This is a genomic window from Arthrobacter sp. ISL-5 (assembly GCF_018613835.1).
Taxonomy (GTDB): Bacteria; Actinomycetota; Actinomycetes; order Actinomycetales; family Micrococcaceae; genus Arthrobacter.
The window spans coordinates 103,198-121,620 of the sequence record NZ_JAGGPM010000025.1 but is presented as its reverse complement, the minus strand read 5'-3'; the positions used below and the strand labels follow the sequence as shown (position 1 = coordinate 121,620).

Sequence of the window (18,423 nt, the reverse complement as noted above, 5' to 3'; positions counted from 1 at the left end):
CCGGAACTCACCTTCTTGGGTCCGGCGTCGTTCGTTTGGGGTTGCGTTGCGGGAGGGGTCAGGCCGGAGCGGTGACGCCCTCTGCCTTGCGTTCCTCGACGAGGCCGCAGACGGCCGCGAACAGCGGGTGGTCCGCCGTCAGTCCCGTGATCCGCTCGGTTGCTTCGGCGGGCGAGGAGGCGGACAGGATCTGCCCGAGCTCCACGGCCTCGGCGTCGGCAGGATCGTTGAAGCGCAGGGCGGCGGCGATCGCCCCGAGGAGGGCCTCGGGCACGATCCCCCGCTCCGCCAGCTCCGCCGCCGGGCCGATGAACCGTTCATGCCGGCTGAGCTTGCGCAGCGGCGCCCGCCCCACGCGGTGCACGGTGTCGGGCAGGTGCGGGTTGGAGAACCGGCCCAGGATCTTCTGGACGTAGGCTTCCTGCTCGTCGTGGTTGAAGCCGTGCTTGGACACGAGCAGCTGCTTGGTTTCGTCGAGCACGGCCCGCACGTCCGCCGCCACGTCCTGGTCCGCCATGGCCTCGGAGATCTTTTCCACTCCGGCCTCGTACCCGAAGTACGCGGCCGACGCGTGGCCCGTATTAACCGTGAACAGCTTCCGCTCGATGTAGGGCCCCAGCCGGTCCACGAACGTGGCGCCCGGAATGACGGGCGCGGCGCCGCCAAATGGCGTGCGGTCGATGACCCATTCGTAGAACGTCTCCACCGTGACGTCCAGCCCCTGGCCGGGTTCCTGGTTGGGCACGATCCGGTCCACGGCAGTGTTGGCAAACACCGCCGCCTCGTCCAGCGGCCCGGCGGCGTCATCCCAGGACTGCACGATCGCCTCACGCAGGATGTCCGTGGCGTTGATGGCGTTCTCGCAGGCCATTACCTGAAGCGGCGCCTTTCCTGCGGCCCGGGCGGCAATTCCCTTCGCAATCGCGGGAGCCACGAACTTGAGGATGTGCGGCCCCACGGCGGTGGTGACGATGTCCGCCGTCGCGATCTCTTCGATCAGCCGCGCCTCCTGGGTGCCGGAGTTGACCGCCCGGAAGTTGTCCACGGTGCGCACGGTGGGGTTCTCCCCCACCTCGTGGACGGCATAGCTGTCCGCCGCGGCAAGCTGGGATATGAGGGCGTCCGCAACGTCCGCGAACACCACCTCATACCCGGCCTCGTGCAGCAGCAGCCCGACGAATCCGCGGCCGATGTTTCCGGCGCCAAAATGTACAGCCTTCACTATGCGTTGACCTTTCCAAACAGCTCCAGCACTTCCTCGACGGAGGTTGCGGCCTCAAGCTGTGCCACCTGCGCCTTGTTCGTGAAGACCTTCGCGATCGAGGAGAGGATGTGGAGGTGTTCATTGTTGATACCGGCCACGCCCACCACGAACTTGACCTCCTTGCCGTTCCAGTCGATGCCGTTCGGGTAGCGGATCACGGACACGGCGGATTTCATGATGTGGTCCTTGGCGGCGTTGGTGCCGTGCGGGATAGCCAGGAAGCTGCCCATGTAGGTGGACACGGATTCCTCCCGCTCGTGCATTGCGAGGATGTAGTCGTTATCCACGGCTCCGCGCGCCAGCAGCAGCTGGCCGGCCTCGTCGATCGCGGCGTCCCGGGTTGTGGCGGAGCCGTTGAGGACCACACTGTCAGCCACCAGGATGCCCGACGGCGGGGCGCCGGCTTCCGCTGCCCCTGCTGCGGGAGCGGCGGCTGCGGGAGCAGCTGCGCCACCGGCGTCGGCGGTTCCTTGGGTGTTGCTGCTCTTGACCAGTTCCACGATCTCGTCATAGCGCGGGCTGTTCATGAAGTTGTCTACGGAGTAGTGGACGGCACTGGCCGTGGCGGGCTTCGCCCGCTCGGTGAGGTCCTGGTGCGTGATCACGACGTCGTAGGTGTCCGTGAGGTTCGCGATGGACGCGTTGGTGACCTTGACGTCCGGGAAACCCGCCGCCTTGATCTTGTTCCGCAGCACCGAGGCGCCCATGGCGCTGGAACCCATGCCGGCGTCGCACGCGAACACGATGTTCTCGATGGGACGGGTCAGGACCGCCGTGCCGCCGGCGCCCGCACCCGTGAGGGCCGAGGCGACGGAGCTCTTCTTGCCCTTCATGTCCTCCATGCGGCTGGTAGCGGCGCTGAGATCGCCCTCGTCGCTGTGGCGGGTGGTGCGCAGGATCAGCGACGCCACGAGGAAGGAAACCGTCGTCGCGAGCAGCACGGAGAGGATCACTCCGACGTAGCTGTCGCGGGAGGTCTGGGCGATCACCGCGAAGATGGATCCCGGAGCCGCCGGAGCGACGAGGCCGGAGTTGGTGACGGCGAGTGTCGCGATGCCCGTCATGCCGCCGGCGATCGCTGCAAGGATCAGCAGCGGGCGCATGAGGACGTACGGGAAGTAAATCTCGTGGATACCGCCGAGGAATTGAATGATCGCGGCGCCGGGAGCTGAGGCCTTTGCCGCGCCACGGCCAAAGAACATGTAGGCGAGCAGGATGCCGAAGCCCGGGCCGGGATTAGCCTCAAGCAGGAACAGGATGGACTTGCCCTGCTGAAGCGACTGCTGGACGCCAAGCGGCGTGAGCACGCCGTGGTTGATGGCGTTGTTGAGGAAGAGGACTTTGGCAGGCTCGATGAAAATGGAGGTAAGGGGCAGCAGGCCGTTGTTCACCAGGAACTGGACGAAATTGCCCGCGGCCGTACTGAAGGCCGTAACCAACGGGGAGATGCCGTAGAAGCCAAGCATTGCCAGGAGGGCGCCCCAGATGCCGGCGGAGAAGTTGTTGACCAGCATCTCAAAGCCGGGGCGGATCTTCCCGTGCCAAATTGCGTCGAGCTTCTTCATGGTCCAGCCGCCGAGGGGGCCCATGATCATGGCGCCGATGAACATCGGGATGCCGGCGCCGACGATGACGCCCATGGTGCCGATGGCGCCAACGACGCCGCCGCGGACGTCGTAGACCATCTTGCCGCCGGTGTAGGCAATCAGGAGAGGCAAAAGGTAGGTGATCATGGGGCCGACGAGGCCCACATTCGGCGCACCTGCGGCGTTGGTGCCGAAGCCGCCGAGTGCAGGGACGGGGATCCATCCCTTCTCGATGAAGAGAGCCGTGATGATGCCCCAGGCGATGAACGCCCCGATGTTGGGCATGATCATGCCGGACAGGAACGTCCCGAACTTCTGGACGTGAACCCGCACGCTGGTGCGGGGTTTTGCAACTGTCTCTGTTGCCATGTGATTTCCTAACCGTGATTCCTGCTGCACCGCAGGATGGTCCGATATTTTCGACGACTAGTTGGTGGAACTGTTGGAGATCCTGTGGAGCCATTCGAGAAAGAGCTTGAGTTCCGAGCTGGACAGCTGGTCCGAGTGCGAGGCCTGCAGCGCCGCATTCAGGGCGATGGCCGCCACCACCACCGATGATTTGCCGGCGTCATCCGGTGACGCAGCCTTTGCTTGGTCGGTGGACACCGCGAAGATCATGGCGTCCCTTGTCATGGTGGAGAGTTCGAGGTTCCGCTCCGTGGCCGGCTCCGCAATCAGCATGAGCGTGACGCCCACGTTGGCAGCCAGGATGCTTCTGGCAGCTTCCCGCGGCTGGACGTTCAGCTGCCCGGCCGCCGCGGCCTTGTTCAGCATCTCCTCCATGAGGGCCTCGGCATCGGCAACGATGGACGGGCGGCTCTCGGGGCGGATGTTACCGAACATGACCAGATAAAGTTCCGGCTGGTTCAGCCCGAACTGCACGTGGTTGTCCCACATCCGCCGGATATCTTCCAGCGGTTGCCCGGACGGGGCGAAGTCCCGTTCGCCCGCCACATATTCTTCAAAACCCGCGGATACAACAGCGTCAAACAGGCCTTCCTTGTCACCAAAGTGGTGGTACAGGGTGGGCGCAGTCACCCCCGCCAGCTGGGTGATCTGACGGGTGGAGACGGGTGCTCCCGCGGACTTGGCCAGCAACTCTGCTGCCGCACGCAGCAGCCTCATCTTGGGCGGTAGCTGGCCATCGAAACTCATAACCGCTACCCTAGCACCTATAGCAACGCTATATGAACTGCATCACATACACTTTTTTCAGGCACCGCAAAAAACCATCGGACGTAGCTGTTCGGACCGCCCGGACCACTGTCCGGGCAGAGACCGGCGGGCCTGGCTACCGGCAGAGAATGAGGACCTTCAGTGCAGAACTTCACAGGAGTTGGCGTCAGCCCCGGCCGCATCATCGGCACCGTCCGGCAGATGCCAAAGCCCATCAGCGAACCTCCCGTCGGCGAGCAGCTGGCGGCCGGCACGTCCCCCGAAGATGCGACGGCGGCGCTGAAGGCAGCGGCGAGCGCCGTCCACGATGACCTCAAGGCGCGTGCCAGCCACGCCACCGGTGACGGCAAGGCCGTCCTGGAAGCCACGGCGCTGATGGCCAAGGACACCATGCTGATCAAGGGTGCGGCCAAGCTCATTGCCCGCGGCATGTCCGGCCAGCGCGCCATCTGGGAGTCCGGCTCCTCGGTTTCGGAGATGCTGCACAACCTGGGCGGCTACATGGCGGAGCGCGCCACCGACATCCTGGACGTCCGGGCCCGCATCGTGGCCGAGCTCCGCGGCGTGCCCGCTCCCGGCATTCCCTCCTCCGAGACCCCCTTCATCCTCGTGGCGGAAGACCTCGCACCCGCCGACACCGCGACCCTGGACCCGAACAAGGTCCTGGCGCTGGTGACGGCCGGCGGCGGACCGCAGTCGCACACCGCCATCATCGCCCGCTCGCTGGGCCTGCCGGCCGTGGTCGCCGCCGTGGGTGTGGACGAGCTGCCGGACGGCATCGAGGTCTACGTTGACGGCGCCGCGGGCGCTATCACTGCCGAACCGGACGATTCTTTGCGTGCCGCTGCGGAGGCTTGGGCGGCCACAGCCTCCCTCCTCGCCGAGTTCAGCGGGACGGGCACGACGGCGGACGGCCACCTGGTCCCGCTCCTTGCCAACGTGGGCGGCGCCAAGGATGCCGAAGCCGCAGCCAAGCTCGGAGCGCAGGGCGTGGGCCTCTTCCGCACCGAGTTCTGTTTCCTGGAGCGCGACACCGAACCCAGCGTCGATGAGCAGGCCGCCGCGTACAAGGGCGTGTTCGATGCCTTCCCCGGCAAGAAGGTGGTGCTCCGGACCCTGGATGCCGGCGCCGACAAGCCGCTCCCCTTCCTCACCGACTCCACCGAGCCCAACCCGGCCTTGGGCGTCCGCGGCTACCGCACCGATTTCACCACGCCCGGCGTCCTGGAGCGCCAGCTGGAGGCAATCGCCCGCGCCGAGAAGGAATCCGCAGCGGACGTGTGGGTGATGGCCCCCATGATTTCGACGGCGGAGGAGGCCGCCCGGTTCGCCACCATGTGTGCCGAGGCAGGAATCAAGACGCCGGGCGTCATGGTGGAGGTCCCGTCCGCGGCACTGACCGCCGACACCATCCTTCGTGAGGTCGCCTTCGCAAGCCTGGGCACCAACGACCTCACGCAGTACGCCATGGCCGCCGACCGCCAGCTCGGCCCGCTGGCGGGCCTGAACACGCCGTGGCAGCCGGCCGTCCTGCGCCTTGTCGGCCTGACCGTGGAAGGCTCGGCGACCGAAGGCCACAACAAGCCCGTGGGCGTCTGCGGTGAGGCCGCGGCGGACCCGGCCCTCGCCGTCGTACTGACCGGGCTCGGCGTCACCACGCTGTCCATGACCGCCCGTTCGTTGGCCGCCGTAGCCGCAGTGCTCAAGACCGTCACGCTGGCCGAGGCGCAGGAGCTCGCCAAGCTGGCGCTCTCCGCACCGAGCGCCACCGAGGCCCGCGCCTGGGTCCGGGAGAAGCTGCCTGTCCTGGAGGAGCTGGGGCTGTAACGCTTCCACACGGGAAGTCCGAGCGGAAAGGCGGGCGCCATGCCTTGCAGGGTGCCCGCTTCCGGCGTTTAAAGCGCGCCGGCCCAGCTGCCGGCCGCTAGCCCAGCTGCCGGCCGTTAGCCCGGGAGGCTGCCGCGGACGCCGTCCGCGGTTGCTCCGGCCCAGCGGGCAATGGCGTGTGCCACGGATGAGGGTGCCGTGTCCTGAACCACGTGTCCGCAGGCGGGCACTTCGGCGAACGTGCCGTGCGGTGCCTGCGCTGCGAGGAACTCACACCACGGGCGGCGGGCAATGGGGTCCCTGCCGCCGCGGAGCACCAGCACGGGCTGTTCCACGCCGCGCACCCGCGTTTCCAGCGGAAAGCCCAGCATCACGGGCAGCTCCGTGGCGTACCACCGAAGCCCGGTCCGGAAATAGTCGGTGAACACCACGGCATTGGTGGAGGGCGCTTCGCATAACAGTGCATCCCGGGTCAGGCCGAGCGCGTGCCAGGCGGCGCTCCTCCGGGATGGGTCCACCACCGGACCCATGAGCACCACGCCACTCACCAGGGCCGGCTGCTGGAGGGCCAGTTCCACCGCGAACTGCGCCCCCATGGAATGGCCCACCACCACGCAGGATCGCACCCCCGCTTCCGCGAGCACGGCAGCTACGAAGGCGGCGTATTCGCCCACTGACACCTGGCGGCCGGGACGGGGAGTGCCGCCGAAGCCGGGCAGATCGAAGGAATACACCACCGCCCCGGACGCCTGCTTGCCCTGCGCCAGTTCAAGGTGCAGCCTGGCAAAGTAGCGGTGCGAGACGCCGATTCCATGGAGCAGCACAAACACCGGCCGGTCTTTCTTGGGCGTCCGGGGCTGGGGAGTCCCGTGCTTGGACGGCCCGTGCGCCTGGCCCGGACCAGCTTCAGCGGCGTACAGACGGCCCGTCAGGCCGTTCGCCGTCACAACTGCTCCGCCACCGAGTTTCATCCGCCGAGCATACCCGCCCTTGGCGTGATCCGGAGGGGTGGGGCCCGACCCGCACCGCATGACCCGCCTCGCACCGCATGACCGGCCGAGCCCCGCAGGACCGGCCTTGGTCCGGGCCGGTGGTGCGGGGGAGGGCCGGTCGTGGGGGGAGGGCCGGTCACGGGGAAGCGCAGCCGCTAGGCTTCTGCCATGGCACTGATAGCTCCCAGGGTGACCCCCGCCCTTCCGGCCGAGGACGCACTGAACCTCCGGCGCGCGCTGGACGGCGGCAACGACATCACCGTGTTCGTGGACGGCACCGTCCACCGGCTGCCGCCCCAGGCGAGGGACGCCGTCGTCGACCTCCTGGCTAGATTCGGCCGCGGCGAAGCCGTGACGGTGAGCAGCGTGGAGGAAATGCTCACCACATCCCAGGCTGCGGAGCTCGCCGGAATCTCCCACACCTACCTCCGGAACATGACGGACCGCGGCGAGATCCCGGTGGAATACCGGGGAACGCACCGGCGGATCCGGCTGGCCGCAATCATGGCGTGGCTGGAGGGGCAGAAGAAGAAGCAGGCCGCTGCGGAACCGGCCGGCGACGCCTCCGGCGAAGACCGCAGGCGGTAAGTCCGCAGGCGGCAGCTTGTAAATACCGGCAGGCCAAAATGACAGGCCGCCGGCACTGGATGACGGCGTGATAAGGATCAAGCAACGATCCCGCGAAGGCAGGGTTTCCGGCCTGCGGGCGGGGTTACTCTTTATTCGTGGTGAGATTCAGGGGATTGCACATTGTGGCGGGTATCGTCGCCATGGGTGTTACTGCTGTCCTCGGAAGCGTCATGGGGCTGAACAACACCGCCGTCTTCACATCCAGCTGCGTGGCCTACGTGGCCGTTTCCATGTGGGCGGAAAGCTGGCTCTCGCGGCGCCGCAGCAAGAGCCCCGGTCCGGTCCAGCTGCAGCCGCAGATTACGGACCCCGGGCCGCTGGACCGCACCCCTGACCAGATTCCCAGGCAGGAGGGGAACGCCGCCTGACCAGGGCGGCATAGCGCCGGCCCGGCCGGCGCTGCCAAGGCGGAAGCGTCGGCATTGACAGGATCCGGCGGTCCCCGGAACTATTGTTAGCGGTAATATTTTGCCGGAACGCCTCCGGCATGAAGGGGGATCATGCGCACTGCAACGACACAACTGGGCGGCACTGGCGAACTCAACTGGGCCGGAAACTACCGTTACGGCGCCACAGCCATCCACCGCCCGCGCACCGTCGATGTAGTCCGGGCACTGGTGTCCGCTGCGCCGAAGGTGCGGGCCGTAGGGTCGCGGCACTCGTTCAACTCCATCGCCGACTCGTCCGGCATCCTGATCTCCCTGGAGGACCTGGAGCCGGACATTAGCATCGACGCCGCCGCCCTCACCGTCTCAGTCTCCGGCGGAACCCGCTACGGAACGCTCGCCGCGGAACTGGGCCGGCACGGGTTCGCACTCGCCAACCTCGCTTCCCTGCCGCACATTTCCGTAGCCGGCGCCATCGCCACCGCAACCCACGGATCGGGCGACACCAACGGGAACCTGGCCACATCGGTGGCGGCCCTGGAGCTCGTCTGCGCGGACGGCACCGTGCGCACCCTGAGCCGCGGGAGTTCCCCGGGATTCGACGGCGCCGTGGTGGGCCTGGGCGCCCTGGGCATCGTCACGCGGGTGACCCTGGACATCGAACCGCACTTTGAGGTGCGCCAGGACGTCTTCGAACAGCTGCCGTGGGGCACGGTCCTGGCGAACTTCGACGCCGTCACCTCCAGCGCGTACAGCGTCAGTCTGTTCACTGACTGGAGCGGCGGCACCGTTGCGCAGGCCTGGCTCAAAAGCAGGATTCCCGACGGCGGAACCTCCACGGGCGCCCATGCCGCCGTCCGAACGGGCTTCTTTGACAGCCCGGGCGGGGCAGGCGGCCCGGACCCGGCGTCCCGCACGTTCTTCGGCGGCACCGCCGCTCCGTCGGCGCGCCACCCCCTGCCGGGCGTTTCCGCGGAAAACTGCACCGAACAGCTCGGCGTCGCCGGCACCTGGGCGGAGCGGCTGGCGCACTTCCGCATGGCATTCACCCCCAGCAGCGGCGAAGAGTTGCAGAGCGAATATTTCGTGCCGCGGGAACACGCCGTGGCGGCCATCGGCATCATGCGCGGGCTGTCGGAGGCGGTGACTCCGCTGCTGCAGGTGGCCGAAATCAGGACGGTGGCCCATGACCGCCTCTGGCTCAGCCCGGCGTACGGCCAGGCCTCCGTGGGGCTGCACTTCACCTGGAAGCCGGACCAGGAGGCGGTGGAGAGGGTGCTGCCGCTCATTGAAGAGGGACTCGCCCCGCTGGGCGCGCGCCCGCACTGGGCCAAGCTGTTCACGGCCGACGCCGCGGCCCTGGCGCCGCTCTATCCGCGCTTTGCCGACTTCCGCAAGCTGGCGGAGGGAATGGACCCGGAGGGCAAGTTCCGGAACGAGTTCCTGGAACGCAAAGTCTTCGGCTAAAGGTTTCCGGCTAAAGCAGGGTGTCCGGCTAGATTCGCGGGCGCCCGGCCCAGCGCCGCGCTTTGAGCGCGCCGTGCAGCTCCAGCCGGACCATGCCCTTCAGCGGGTCCACGCCCAGCAGTTGCCGGATCCGGCCCAACCGGTTGTAGATGCTGCTGCGGTGCAGGTGTAGTTTTTCGGCGACGTCCTGGACCGAGCCGTCGTTGTCGTAGAGCAGCTCCAGCACCGGCAGCAGTTCCCCGTTCCGGTCATGGTCCTCGAGGATCCGGAAATTCACAGAACCCGCATCACCCCAGACACCGGCCCCGCCGCCGGCGGATGCCAACAGCTGGTACACGCCCGCAGCCCGGCAATCAACGAGCTCCCCCAGCTGCGGGTCAACCGCCGCGGCCTGGGCGGCCACCTTGGACTGGCGATACGCCTCGGCCAGGTACTTGGTCCGGGTGAACCCCTCGCTGATGCCCAGGATAACGCGCTCCACGGGACGCCCGGAGCGCTTGGCGAGTTCCAGCTGGTAGTGCACCAGGACCTGCGCATGGCTGGCGCGCCCGGTGGACTCCCGGAACAGGACCACGGCGTGCGTTTCGGCCCCCGCACTGAAGAGGGCGGCGTCCACACCGATGGTTGCCTGGAGCGCCGCTGCCCGGTGGATGAGCGTCGAGGCGATGGGGTCGGGTCCGGCGGACCAGCCGTCGGCGTCTAGGACAGTCACCAGCTGCCAGGGACCGCGGTCCTGCACTTCCTTCCAGCCGGCCACGGCCGCCACGGCATTGGCTTCCCCGGCGCAGGCCGCCAGGAATTCACGTTCGCGGCCGCGCCGGAACTCGGATTCGGCGGTGTTGGAGTCCAGCAGAAGCCCGGACAGCAGGTCAAGCTCGTTCCGGACGTCCGGCAGCTGGGTGAGGATCGCCGTCGCGCTTTGCTCTTCGGCGTCCTGCTGCACCCAGAGGTAGCCCACGCGGAAACCGCGGACCATCAGTGGGACGCAGACGCGCCCCAGCATTCCCAGGTCCTCGTTGGCAGGAACGACGACGGGACGCACCGCCGTGGCGATCCCGTGCGAGAGCTGCCACGCCTTGACGTCCAGCGGCACGCGCTTGCTGAGCAGGAAGTTCACCCGCACCCTGTCCGCGTGCGACTGGTTTGAGCTGTAGGCGAGGAGCAGCCCGTCGAGGTCTTCCAGCGATAACCCGCGGCCCAGCTTCAGCGCCACCCGCTCCACGATCTGTTCCACGTCCTGCTGATGCATGCTGCAAGACTACGTCCCGGAGGGCCTGCCGGGCGAACGGACAGCAGGCGACACCTGACGCCCCGCGCCTCGACAAACGTCGAACGTTGATTGCAAAAATCCCCGGAAATACGCCGTTTCGCGCGCTGGTCCGCGGACCATTCCTGTCGCGCGCCTCACAGGCGGATCTATTCTGGAATCACACCTCCCCCGCAACTTTCGGCCTCAATGGCCATCGAATATGGAGCCCAAAATGATCATCGGTGTCCCCAAAGAGATCAAGAACAACGAATTCCGCGTCGCCATCACGGCTGCCGGCGTTCACGAGTTCCGCACCTACGGCCACACGGTCCTGGTCGAGCGCGGCGCAGGCTTGGGCTCCGGCATCACCGACGAGGAATACGCCATCGCCGGCGCCGAGATCGTCGCCGATCCGGACGAAGTCTGGTCCCGCGCCGACATGGTGATGAAGGTCAAGGAACCCATCAAGGCCGAATACCACCGCTTCCGCAAGGGCCTGATCCTCTTCACCTACCTCCACCTCGCCGCCGAGCCCGAGCTCACCCGCGAACTCATCAACTCCGGCGTCACGGCCATCGCCTATGAAACCGTCCAGGAAGGCCGCACCCTGCCGCTCCTCGCGCCGATGTCCGAGGTCGCCGGCCGGCTGTCCGTCCAGGTCGGCGCCACGTCCCTGATGGCCCCTGCCGGCGGCAAAGGCGTGCTCCTCGGCGGCGTCCCCGGCGTCCGCCCGGCCAAGGTTGTGGTCCTCGGCGCCGGCGTCGCGGGCACCAACGCCGCCGCCATGGCAATCGGCCTCGGTGCCGACGTCACCATCCTGGACATCAACATCAACCGCCTGCGCGAGCTCGACGCCCAGTACCAGGGCCGCCTGAAGACCGTCGCGTCCAACAAGTACGAGATCGAGAAGTCCGTGGTGGACGCGGACCTCGTCATCGGTTCCGTCCTGATTCCCGGCGCCAAGGCCCCCAAGCTGGTCACCAACGAACTCGTGGCCCGCATGAAGCCCGGCTCCGTGCTGGTGGACATCGCCGTGGACCAGGGTGGCTGCTTCGAGGACACGCACCCCACCACGCACCACGAACCCACGTACAAGGTGCACAACACCATCTTCTACTGCGTGGCCAACATGCCGGGTGCCGTCCCGAACACGTCCACCTACGCGCTGACCAACGTCACCCTGCGCTATGGAGTGGCCCTGGCCAACCTGGGCGTGAAGGCTGCGTTTGAGAAGGATCCCGCCCTCGCGGCCGGCCTGAACATCGCCGCCGGCCACGTGGCACACCGCTCCGTCTCCGAGGCGCACAACCTGCCCCTCGTAGCGGACTGGCACGAGCTGGTCTCCGCATAACCCTCGCCGGAGTTAGCATCGACTGCTCCGCAACCGCCCTTTTGGCCCCCCAGAACGGCAGTTGCGGAGCAGTCGATTGCTGCTTAAGCCCGCCTTACGCCAATGTCCGGGCCTGCTCTATCAGTTTCAGGACCTCTACAGGGCCGGCCGGGCCGACCGGGAGCGGCAGTGACGAGGCCGTGCCACCGTCGGAGATCTTGGCCGCGAGGATCCGGTAGAACTCCGGGTAGGCGCCGCGCTCGGTGGACAGCCGGTCGATGTGGCCGTCGCGGCCCAGCTGTCCGGCCCACTTAGGGTCCTCCACACCGTACTCTTCGTCCAGCGGGCCTCCACCGGCAACTATGTAGGGTTCCTGCGGGTCGACGCCGTGCTTGGTGTAGCCGGCCTCGGATCCGAGCACGCGGTAGCGGGGACCCTGCTGGGCGCACAGCATGTTCATCCACAGGTGGCTCTGCACCCCGGACTCGTGCTGCACCACCAGGAAGCAGTCGTCGTCCACCTTTTCGTCCGGCCGCCGCGCCAGGAGCTCCGCGTGGACCACAGCGCCGGGCCCGAAGAGCAGCAGCGCCTGGTCCAGCAGGTGGGTGCCGAGGTCGAAGAGGACCCCGCCGCCGTCGGCCGCCGTGGCCTCCGCCTTCCAGGCCTTGGACACCTCGGGCGACCACCGCTCAAACCGCGATTCGAACCGCATCACCAGGCCCAGCGAGCCACCCTCCAGCAGCGCCTTCACGGTCAGGAAGTCCCCATCCCAGCGGCGGTTCTGGAACACCGTAAGGACCCTGCCCAGCCGTTCGGCCAGCCCGATCAGCTCCTGCCCCTGCGCGCTGGTCACGGCGAACGGCTTGTCGACTACGACGTCGAGCCCGGCCTCGAGGGCGGCCTTCGCCAGGGGGTAGTGCGTGGCGGGAGGCGTCCCCAGCACCACAAGGTCAAGGTCGGCCGCCAGCGCAAGGACGGCATCGCCGTCGGGCACTGTCTTCACGCCGGGGTACCGCTCGACGGCGGCGGCCTGGCGTCCGGCGTCGGATGTCGCGATGACGTCCAGCGAATAGCTCTGGTCAGCGGCGATCAGCGGCGCGTGGAAGACGCTGCCGGAAAGGCCAAAACCCACAACTGCGGTGCGGATACGGGAGGAAGCGGCATCGGTGCTCATGGTGCAACGCTACTCCGCTGGCCGGACCACCCGCGTAACAAGCTGGCGCCAAGATTCCACCAGCCGCTCCGGCGATACGCCCTGCACGCGGACGGCATGCAGGAGCCGCTCCGGATCCAGGGTCGCGCTGAGCGACATCGCCATAAGCCAGGGGTCCGCATCCAGCCCCGCTTCGCGCAGCAGATGCTCGATGTGCCGGTGCCACAGCACGGCGGCGGGAACCTCGAAGCGGTTGTACACCGAATGCTCGGCGGCCCGGGCGAGGTCCCCGTACTCCAGGACGTACCCGATGCGCCCGGCACCGAAGGCGATGAGCCGCTCCAGCGGCGGCGCCCCGGGGCCCAGCGGCGGGGGCCCGAACATGAAACGCCCCTGGAATTCGGCCTCGGAGTCACTGAGCAGCGTCATCATGAGCCCGGCACGGCTGCCGAAGCGGCGGAAAACGGTCCCCTTGCCCACGCCCGCGCGCTCGGCCAGCTTGTCCATGGTGAGGGCGTCGGCGCCGCACTCCTCGATCAGCTGCCGGGCCGCGCACAGCAGCAGTTCCCGGTTCCGGGCGGCATCGCTGCGTTCCGGGCCGGAACCGGGTGTCCCGGAGCGGATTGGGATGAGGCTCACAAGAAACATTCTAGACCGGGGAATATTATCCGGACCGTAGTCCGTTTAGTATCGGTGAAGGCATTAAGCGCCTCGACACCCAGCCGGCCGGCGGACCCTCCGCGGCCTGACACAAGGAGTTCAAATGTCCAAGAACACCGTCCTCACCCTGGTCGGCAGCCTCCGCGCCGATTCCACCAACCGCAAGCTCGCCGAGGCCATCCAGCTGAACGCCCCGGAGGACCTTGACATCGTCATCCACGAGAGCCTGGGCAACATCCCCTTCTACAACGAGGACATCGACGTCGAGGGCCAGGTCCCCGAAGCCGCCGCCGCCCTCCGCGCCGCAGCCAACGCGGCAGACGCCCTGCTCCTGGTCACGCCGGAGCACAACGGCACCATGCCCGCCTCGCTGAAGAACGCCATCGACTGGCTGTCCCGCCCGTTCGGCGCCGGCGCCCTCGTCGGCAAGCCCACCGCCGTCGTCGGCACCGCCTTCGGCCAGTTCGGCGGCGTCTGGGCGCAGGACGAGGCCCGCAAGGCGGTAGGCATCGCCGGCGCGAAGGTCCTGGAGGACGTCAAGCTCGCCGTTCCCGGTTCCATGGTCCGCTTCGCCGAGACCCACCCGAAGGACGACGCCGAGGTTGTTGAGCAGATCAAGGGCATCTTCGACTCCCTGGCATCCGCCGAGCAGGCCACCGCAGCAGCCTGATCCAGCTAATTCCGCCCACGCCCCCGGCAACCTCACCGTTGCGGGGGCGTGTGCCGTTTAAGCGGCGGGCTGCCACGGGCTGCCGGGGGCGCAACCAATCCGTGACTGAGCTGCGGCCGAACTGAAACCCGCGGCAGCGTCCTCCGCCGTAACGTTGACATACGGGACGTACCGGGGCAGGAAGTGCGGTGCAGTCATGAAGACCAGCCAGGACGGCAGGGCACGCAGGGCGGCGGCTGCCGCCCTCTGCCTCCTACTTCCGTTGTGGCTGGGCTCCTGCGCCCCGCGCCCGGCGTCCGCCCCCGGAGGGTCTGCGGACGCCGGCGCCGCGGCCCCCGCTCCCCAGCCCCGCCCCGCCCCGCCGGCCAGTCCGCCGGAGGAGGCCGGTGGCGCGCCTGCAAGTCCCGCCGAAGGCTTCGGGTCCGGATCTGCCGCGTCCGGCACGGGGCCTGGTTTCGGTTCGGGCACGGCCGCTGACGTGCCGGAGCAGGCCTCCGGGCCACCGGACCCGGCCGCCCCACCGCCAGACGCCGGCGGCCCGGCCATCCAGGGTCTGCCGTCCGCCGGCACACAGGATGCTCCCGCGGGCACGGCGCCTGAGGCAGCGGCGCCCAAGGCCACGGCACCTAAGGCCACAGGGCCCGGCGCCGGGTCGGGCGGCCAGGCTGGCGGAACCGCCGTCTACTACGTGGCCCTCGACGACGGCGGCACGTCGGGTGTGCGCTTCGGCTGCAACGACAGCCTGGTTGCCGTGCACGACGCCGATCCCTCCATCCGGGAGCCGCTACACGCCGCCATGAGCCGGCTGTTGGCCGGCCCACCGCCGCCGTCCGGCCTCTATAACGCCCTATCATCGTCCACGCTGCAGTATGTTTCCGGGTACCTCGACGGCACCACCGTGGTGGTCAACCTGTCCGGGTCGGTGCAGCCGGGCGGCGTCTGCGACATTCCGCGTATTGAAGCGCAGCTCACCCAAACCGCCGTCACGGCAGTGGGCGCCACCCGGGCGGAGATCTACGTCAACGGCGTCAGGCTGGCCGAGGTCCTCAGCCTGCGCTAGGCGCCGCCGGCTTGGGCGGGCCTCCCGCGGGCCAATCCCGTCTCGTTCCTGGGCGCCTCATTCGTCGGCGTCACCCGGGGCAAACAGGGCGTCCATCTCGGCGTGGCTGCGCGCGCCGGCCAGTTCCGACCAGTTGCCGTCGCCGAGCACCTCGGCGGCCACCCGGGACACCGTCGCATACGCCGCCTTCGCCGTGTTGCCGCCGATGCTGATACGCCGCACGCCGGCGTCGTGCAGTTCCCCCACGGAAGCGGCCCCGACGCCGGCGAGCGCGTTCAGTGGCGCCGCGATTCTCCGCGCGAGCTCGTGCAAAACGTGGAGGTCGGTGACGCCGGGAACGAATATTCCGTCGGCCCCGGCGGCCACGTAGGCGGCGGCGCGCTGCAGGGTTTCCTCGAAAGCCGATTCCGGAAAGCGGCCTGACAGGTACGTGTCCGTCCGGGCGTTGATGAAAAGTGCCACCCCGAAGTCTTCCGCCGCGTCCCGGACAAGGCCGATCCGGCGGGCCTGTTCGGCCACGGGCGTGAGCGGATCCCCGCCGGAGTCCTCGAGGTTCACGCCGACGGCTCCGGCCTCCAGCACGGCCGTAACGGTCTGCCGGAGCAGGCCGTCATCGAAGGCGCCGTCGGAGCCGGCGTATCCGGTCTCGATGTCCGCCGTGACAGGGAGGGCTGTGGCCGCCGCGATCCGGCGGATGGCCGCCACGGCAAGGTCAACGGGCAGATGGTTGCCGTCCGGAAATCCCAGGCTCCAGGAAACGGCGGAACTGGACGTCGCCAGGGCCGTGGCCCCGGCCTCCTCCACGAGTTTTGCCGACGCCGCGTCCCACACGTTCACGAGCACCAGCGGCGCCGCCGCGGCCGAGTGGAGCTGATGGAAGGCGGCTGCCTTGGCTGACTGGGCGCTGGCAGAAGGGTGCGGTGTCATGGCTCCATTCCATGCCTTCGGCGAACGGAGGTAAAGCCCGGCCCGGGATCCGGGGGTTTCGTTGTCAACAACTGTTGCCTTCCCGACAACCTTTGGCTGTATCCTAGGAAATGTGACCCACGAAACACTTGATGCCGCGGCAGCCGTCCTGCCGGCCGAAGCCATTGACGCAATCGAACGCGCGGCCACGTCCGCCCACCGCCACGAGGAACTCTTCTCGGAGCGCGCAGCAAACATCAAGCAGTCGGCCGTCCGGGACGTCTTCGACATCTCCATGCGCCCGGGGCTCGTCTCCCTCGCCGGCGGCAGCCCCTACCTGCAGTCCCTGCCCCTGGAAAAGCTCGCCCAGACGGCCGCGAGGATCATCGCCGAAGACGGCCTGACGGCCCTCCAGTACGGCGGAGGCCAGGGCACGGAAGAACTCCGCACCCAGATCTGCGAGGTGATGGCCGCCGAAGGAATCCTCGACGCCAAGCCGGAAAACGTGGTGATCACCGCTGGCTCGCAGTCGGCCCAGGACGTGGCCACCAAGGTGTTCTGCAACCCCGGCGACGTCGTCCTCGTGGAGGAGCCCACCTACGTGGGCGCCCTCAACACCTTCGAGGCTTACCAGGTGCAGGTTGAGGCGGTGATGATGGACGACGACGGGCTGGTGCCCGAGCTTCTTGAGGCCAGGATCGCTGCGCTCCAGACCGCCGGAAAGAACATCAAGTTCCTCTATACCATCCCCAACTTCAACAACCCGTCCGGCATCACCCTGGCCAAGGAACGCCGGCAGCAAATCGTTGATATCTGCCGCAGGGCCAACATCATTGTCCTGGAAGACAACCCCTACGGCCTGCTGAGGTTTGAAGGGCAGCACCTCGAACCGCTGCGGGCCGCCAACCCGGACGATGTCATCTACATGGGGTCCTTCTCCAAGATCTTCGCACCCGGCCTGCGCATCGGCTGGGCACTCGTTCCGGCACACCTGCAGCGCCGCTACTACCTGGCCTCCGAGGCCGTCACGCTGTGCCCGCCGACCCTGAACCAGATGCTGGTCTCGGCCTACCTCCGGGATTATGACTGGAAGGGCCAGATCCAGACGTACCGCGGCCTGTATGCCGAGCGCTGCCACGCCATGCTCGCCGCGCTGGAGAAGTACATGCCGGAGGGGCTCACCTGGACCCGGCCCGAAGGCGGATTCTTCGTGTGGGTAACGCTTCCCGCGGGCGTGGACACCTACCCGCTGCTGCGCAAAGCGATCGATGCAGGCGTCGTCTTCATCCCGGGCGCCGCTTTCACCCACTCGGACGAGCCGTCCAACAAGCTCCGCCTGGCGTTCAGCGCAGTGCCGCCGGAGGCCATTGCCGAGGGCGTGCGGCGCCTGGCGCCGGTGCTGCGGGAGGCAATCGACGCGCTGGCGTGAGCCGCACCGGCCCAAAGGCTGGGCCGCACCTCAGAGGAGCGATAGCCTGAGAATGGCGGCCGGACACCGGTGCAGACGCAGGAGACAATGAGGCACTGCGCACGCAGAGGCGGCGAACGAAGAGGAGCAGGGGCATGGGCGGAATCATTGTTGTAGGCGTGGACAAGAGCGGGACCGCCCGGAAGGCGGCGGAAGCAGCCAGGGACCTTGCCCTGGCACTCGGGGCAAGGCTGCACGTGGTGTCGGCCTTCGACACCGACCGGACCGAGGTCTACGGCAGCGGCAGTGACAGGTGGATCGTCTCGGATGCGGGCGAAGCCGAGAAGGTAGCCAAGAATGTCGCCACAGACCTGGCCGGCGGCGACCTCAAGATCACCTACTCCTCGGCGCGTGGCAAGCCGGCCGAGGCCATCGTCAAAGAGGCGGAACGGCTCGATGCCAGCATGATCGTGGTGGGAAACCGGCGCATGCACGGCCTGGGGCGCGTCCTGGGCAGCGTGGCAAACAGCGTTGCACACAGCGCCTCCTGCGACGTCTACATCGCCAACACGTACGGCGCCGACTAGAAGGTCAGCATCCGCGAGTGGGCGGCGCTGCTGTAGCAAGCCGTGTCAGCGGGAAGCCGCCCACGACTTGAC

17 protein-coding genes are annotated in these 18,423 nt (G+C 68.0%); 9 read left to right on the top strand and 8 right to left on the bottom strand.

The genetic code is table 11. The annotated features are described in order from the left end of the window. Nucleotides 1-58: 58 nt before the first annotated feature. Genes J7I89_RS13890 through J7I89_RS13880 form a run of 3 tightly spaced genes read right to left on the bottom strand, consistent with a single transcriptional unit; the run spans nt 59 to nt 4,005 of the window. Nucleotides 59-1,222, bottom strand: coding sequence for a mannitol-1-phosphate 5-dehydrogenase (locus J7I89_RS13890; protein ID WP_214971303.1), 1,164 nt, complete (start codon nt 1,220-1,222; stop codon nt 59-61). Further along, the gene (locus J7I89_RS13885) at nt 1,222-3,219 is read right to left on the bottom strand and encodes a PTS mannitol transporter subunit IICBA (protein WP_214971299.1); all 1,998 of its coding nucleotides are present in this window, start codon (nt 3,217-3,219) and stop codon (nt 1,222-1,224) included. The genes J7I89_RS13890 and J7I89_RS13885 overlap by 1 nt, the downstream gene beginning before the upstream one ends. A 57-nt stretch (nt 3,220-3,276) precedes the next feature. After that, nucleotides 3,277-4,005, bottom strand: coding sequence for a TetR/AcrR family transcriptional regulator (locus J7I89_RS13880; RefSeq protein ID WP_214971296.1), 729 nt, complete (start codon nt 4,003-4,005; stop codon nt 3,277-3,279). A gap of 162 nt (nt 4,006-4,167) precedes the next feature. On the opposite strand from J7I89_RS13880, the gene ptsP reads away from it, so the two are divergent. After that, nucleotides 4,168-5,853 (top strand): phosphoenolpyruvate--protein phosphotransferase, encoded by a 1,686-nt coding sequence (gene ptsP, locus J7I89_RS13875; RefSeq protein WP_214971292.1) that lies wholly within the window; start codon nt 4,168-4,170, stop codon nt 5,851-5,853. 116 nt (nt 5,854-5,969) lie between these two features. Here ptsP and J7I89_RS13870 read toward each other — a convergent pair whose 3' ends face one another. Beyond that, the gene (locus J7I89_RS13870) at nt 5,970-6,824 is read right to left on the bottom strand and encodes an alpha/beta fold hydrolase (protein ID WP_214971290.1); all 855 of its coding nucleotides are present in this window, start codon (nt 6,822-6,824) and stop codon (nt 5,970-5,972) included. A 189-nt stretch (nt 6,825-7,013) separates the two neighbouring features. Here J7I89_RS13870 and J7I89_RS13865 point away from each other — a divergent pair, with 189 nt between their 5' ends. The 3 genes from J7I89_RS13865 (at nt 7,014) to J7I89_RS13855 (ending at nt 9,328) form a co-directional block, all read left to right on the top strand. Continuing rightward, nucleotides 7,014-7,433 (top strand): helix-turn-helix domain-containing protein, encoded by a 420-nt coding sequence (locus J7I89_RS13865; protein WP_214971287.1) that lies wholly within the window; start codon nt 7,014-7,016, stop codon nt 7,431-7,433. Nucleotides 7,434-7,615: 182 nt separating this feature from the next. Continuing rightward, a complete protein-coding gene (locus tag J7I89_RS13860; RefSeq protein ID WP_214971284.1) occupies nt 7,616-7,843 on the top strand; it encodes a hypothetical protein in 228 nt (75 codons plus the stop codon). A 132-nt stretch (nt 7,844-7,975) separates the two neighbouring features. Beyond that, nucleotides 7,976-9,328 carry an FAD-binding protein gene (locus J7I89_RS13855; RefSeq protein ID WP_214971281.1) on the top strand — a complete coding sequence of 451 codons (1,353 nt, stop codon included), beginning with the start codon at nt 7,976-7,978 and terminating at the stop codon, nt 9,326-9,328. A gap of 28 nt (nt 9,329-9,356) precedes the next feature. On the opposite strand, the gene J7I89_RS13850 is transcribed toward J7I89_RS13855, so the two are convergent. Beyond that, entirely contained in the window at nt 9,357-10,577 is a 1,221-nt protein-coding gene (locus J7I89_RS13850; RefSeq protein WP_214971278.1) for a helix-turn-helix domain-containing protein, read from the bottom strand. A 232-nt stretch (nt 10,578-10,809) separates the two neighbouring features. Between J7I89_RS13850 and ald the strand changes: the two genes are divergently transcribed. Continuing rightward, a complete protein-coding gene (ald, locus tag J7I89_RS13845; RefSeq protein ID WP_214971275.1) occupies nt 10,810-11,928 on the top strand; it encodes an alanine dehydrogenase in 1,119 nt (372 codons plus the stop codon). A gap of 94 nt (nt 11,929-12,022) precedes the next feature. On the opposite strand, the gene J7I89_RS13840 is transcribed toward ald, so the two are convergent. Next, a complete protein-coding gene (locus J7I89_RS13840; RefSeq protein WP_214971272.1) occupies nt 12,023-13,081 on the bottom strand; it encodes a Gfo/Idh/MocA family oxidoreductase in 1,059 nt (352 codons plus the stop codon). Between the two features lie 9 nt (nt 13,082-13,090). Further along, complete coding sequence (locus J7I89_RS13835; RefSeq protein WP_214971269.1) at nt 13,091-13,699, bottom strand: TetR/AcrR family transcriptional regulator; 609 nt, start codon at nt 13,697-13,699, stop codon at nt 13,091-13,093. A 124-nt stretch (nt 13,700-13,823) separates the two neighbouring features. On the opposite strand from J7I89_RS13835, the gene J7I89_RS13830 reads away from it, so the two are divergent. Next, nucleotides 13,824-14,390 carry an NAD(P)H-dependent oxidoreductase gene (locus J7I89_RS13830; protein ID WP_214971266.1) on the top strand — a complete coding sequence of 189 codons (567 nt, stop codon included), beginning with the start codon at nt 13,824-13,826 and terminating at the stop codon, nt 14,388-14,390. A 196-nt stretch (nt 14,391-14,586) separates the two neighbouring features. Continuing rightward, nucleotides 14,587-15,450: a GerMN domain-containing protein gene (locus tag J7I89_RS25240; RefSeq protein WP_251045312.1), complete on the top strand. Its 864-nt coding sequence runs from the start codon at nt 14,587-14,589 to the stop codon at nt 15,448-15,450. 57 nt (nt 15,451-15,507) lie between these two features. Here J7I89_RS25240 and J7I89_RS13820 read toward each other — a convergent pair whose 3' ends face one another. Next, nucleotides 15,508-16,377, bottom strand: coding sequence for an isocitrate lyase/phosphoenolpyruvate mutase family protein (locus tag J7I89_RS13820; protein WP_214971263.1), 870 nt, complete (start codon nt 16,375-16,377; stop codon nt 15,508-15,510). 112 nt (nt 16,378-16,489) lie between these two features. On the opposite strand from J7I89_RS13820, the gene J7I89_RS13815 reads away from it, so the two are divergent. After that, complete coding sequence (locus tag J7I89_RS13815; protein ID WP_214971261.1) at nt 16,490-17,785, top strand: PLP-dependent aminotransferase family protein; 1,296 nt, start codon at nt 16,490-16,492, stop codon at nt 17,783-17,785. Nucleotides 17,786-17,919: 134 nt separating this feature from the next. Then, a complete protein-coding gene (locus tag J7I89_RS13810; protein ID WP_214971259.1) occupies nt 17,920-18,351 on the top strand; it encodes a universal stress protein in 432 nt (143 codons plus the stop codon). Nucleotides 18,352-18,423: the final 72 nt, after the last annotated feature.